This is a genomic window from Sulfolobus sp. B1 (assembly GCF_007050195.1).
In the GTDB taxonomy this organism is placed as follows: domain Archaea; phylum Thermoproteota; class Thermoprotei_A; order Sulfolobales; family Sulfolobaceae; genus Saccharolobus.
In genome coordinates, this window is the sequence record NZ_QIMI01000166.1 from 1 (window position 1) to 2,972 (window position 2,972).

The following is a 2,972-nucleotide window of genomic DNA, read 5'->3' on the forward strand; positions in this document are numbered from 1 at the left end:
AATCATTTCCATAATCATTAATTATAACCTCCAAATTTTCAATATCACCTATAGAATACAGACTCATTGTGATGAAGAAGGTAGTCTTTCTTCCCAGTCTTCTATCTGAGAATATTGGTAACACTAAATCTCCGGCAAGAGTTGCAAAGGTTGGAGTTAGTAAAAATAGTACACTGTTCACGTTAGGATAGAATAAAGGTGCTATTGAGGAAATAACTCCCCACATGAAGTATCCTACGGCTAATGAGGCGAACATTAGAGTGTGAACTGCGGTCCATTTAGACTTATCAACGACTTTAAAAAGTTCCTCCATAAACTAAAATCTATATTAGAAGGTTATAAAGTTGATTATATTGTAAATTTGGTGTAATGATATTTTATAATGATTTTGGCTTACTCGAATTTTATATTATAATGAAGGATTTTTATATATTATAAATAATCTTTCCTTGGCAAAAAAGATAACGGAAAATATCTACTCAATTCAGAAATTTAATATTTAACATGTTAGTTAACTATGGGGTTTAAGGCTTAAAACATGAAGTATAACTATGTATTGATTATGATAGTTTCAGTGACTCCAGAACTAGCATTGGATGAAGTTCCCATATATGCTGGGGGTTTAGGAGTATTAGAAGGAGATAAGTTTATTGAAGCGTCAGAAAGTAAATTACCCTACACAGTAATCACGTTATTTTATCCGAAAGGCTACGCTAATTATTTCGTAGACGATGAAATAAGGGAAGAACTCTTAGATTATTCTGAAATAGAGAAAAAATTAAAAAGTGAAGGAGAAATTGAAATCAATACTAAACCGGGAAAGGTAAGATTACGAGTACTTACTTTAACTAAAGGTAATGCAAAGGCAGTTTTCTTTAAAGCTTTATCCCCAGATTGGGCTGTAAGAGTCACCAGCAGGTTATACGTTGATGAGGATAGATTTGATTATGAATACACTTACATCATATTAGCGAAGGCTTCTGTTGAGTATATTAATAGTTTGAATAATGTGAAAGCTGTTTACGCCCAAGAATCTTTAGCCGGTTTATCTCTAATACCACTTCACGGTAAGTACGAGACTCATTTAACGACACATACTCCCGGACCTTGGGGTCATCCCTATTTTTCTTCCCAAACACTTAAGGACGAATTTGGAATAGAGGCTCAAGGGGATGTAATGCTTACAAGACTCTTACTGAAATACGCTGATTATGTTCACACAGTATCATATAAACATAACCATTTAACTAAACTTATGTTGCCTGAAGCTAATCCAACGCCTTTAACCAATGGAGTTAGTTTTACCAGATGGATGCATGATGAGATTAGAAAAATCTACAGTCAGAAAAAATATGAAATGCTAGTCAATGCTAAAAAGAAGGCTAAAGAAGACTTGTTGAAGCTATTAAACAATTATAAAAAAGTGAACGGAGACTTCATTGTTGTCTGGGCTAGAAGGATAACCAAGTATAAGAGACCATATTTTATTACCAGACTGATAAGGGAAGTGGGAAGGGACTTAAACGTCACGTTTATAGTTGGTGGGATAGCTCACCCTAAAGACCCAGAAGGAATAGGATATATGAGAGAGTTCAACCAATTGCAAAGGGAATATAAAAACGTAGTGTACGTATATGACTATAACCTTAGCAACGCGAAGTATGTTTTATCAGGTGGAGATTTATTATTATTCACTCCATTTTCGAGTTGGGAAGCATGCGGAACTAGTTATATGAAAGCTGGGATTAATGGAGTACCTACATTATCGTCCAGAGATGGTGGAGCTTTAGAAGTAATCATTGACGGTTATAACGGTTGGCTATTTGGAGATGATATTAGGGAGTTCGTTGATATATATAATTCTCAAAAGGCTAAGGAAATTGATGAGAGGGATTATAAGGAATTTAAGAGTAAATTTTTACGTATTTTAGAAAAGGCTGAATCAGATAAGGATTGGTATAACGAGGTGATCAAAAACGCTTTTACTTCCTTTACGTCATACACTAACATTAAGAGGGTACTAGATATGATATATTAGATTATGAGGAACGAACTTTATACACGAAAAAGAGAACACTTTAGGGAGGAGGTCAGTTTTATTAAGTACCTAGGAGTAACCCTAAGCTAAGTGTTGAAAAAGTATTTATTTTAAGGCATGAATAATGGTTAGGAAAAAGTTATGATTAGAGCTAAAAATGTGTTTATTGGTTACAGTGACACTAGACCTATTTTAAGGAACATTAATTTAGAAATTAATAAAAATTCTGTACTTATAGGACCAAATGGCTCTGGTAAGACAACTTTCATTAACGCCATTCTAGGAATAGCTAAGGTGATAAAAGGAGAATTAACTGTTTTCAATAAAGAAGTATCAAAACTCCGTAATTTCATCGGGATTTCCTCTAATAACATCGATTTTTACAAAATAATTTTAGGAAAGGTAAAAGACATAATAAGAATATATGCAAGCCTTAACAATACAAGCGATGAAAGTATAATAAGTTTTCTCAAGTTCTTTAACTTCGATTCTTTTAATAATAAGATAAACGAGTTAAGTCTAGGTCAGCAAAAGATTTTAGGTAATGCACTAGCTTTATCTTTCAACTCTAAGCTAGCTTTATTAGACGAGCCGTTTGAGAACCTAGATCCTCTTAGAAGATTGAAAATGGTTAAGGTTCTTAATCAAAAGAGGGATGGAATTGTATTATTGACCACTCATGAGATGGATTTAGTTAAGAGGCTAAAGGGCTGGGACTTATACTTAGTATATAACGGAAGTATTTACGGTCCGTTCAATGCTGAGAAGGTAAATAGTCTCTACGTTAACAAGGGTAAGGTTGATAATGCTTTGGCGATAATAGATACTAATACGTATTGTATATCAATAACAGAAGGTAATGGAGAGCTTCCACTTTCATCTATAGGTGATATTGAAAATTTGGAGGTTATAATTAATGATTATGGAAATGATT

At 33.4% G+C, this 2,972-nt stretch carries 2 protein-coding genes and 1 pseudogene; 2 read left to right on the top strand and 1 reads right to left on the bottom strand.

The genetic code is table 11. The annotated features are described in order from the left end of the window. Window positions 1-313 (bottom strand): annotated as a pseudogene (locus DMP16_RS08890) (hypothetical protein); the annotation flags it as partial. 249 nt (window positions 314-562) lie between these two features. Here DMP16_RS08890 and DMP16_RS08895 point away from each other — a divergent pair. After that, on the top strand, window positions 563-2,038 hold the full coding sequence (locus tag DMP16_RS08895) for a glycogen/starch/alpha-glucan phosphorylase (RefSeq protein WP_069284668.1): 1,476 nt from the start codon (window positions 563-565) through the stop codon (window positions 2,036-2,038). A 141-nt stretch (window positions 2,039-2,179) separates the two neighbouring features. Beyond that, the coding region (locus tag DMP16_RS08900) for an ATP-binding cassette domain-containing protein (RefSeq protein ID WP_143577119.1) at window positions 2,180-2,972 on the top strand (793 nt) is incomplete at its 3' end.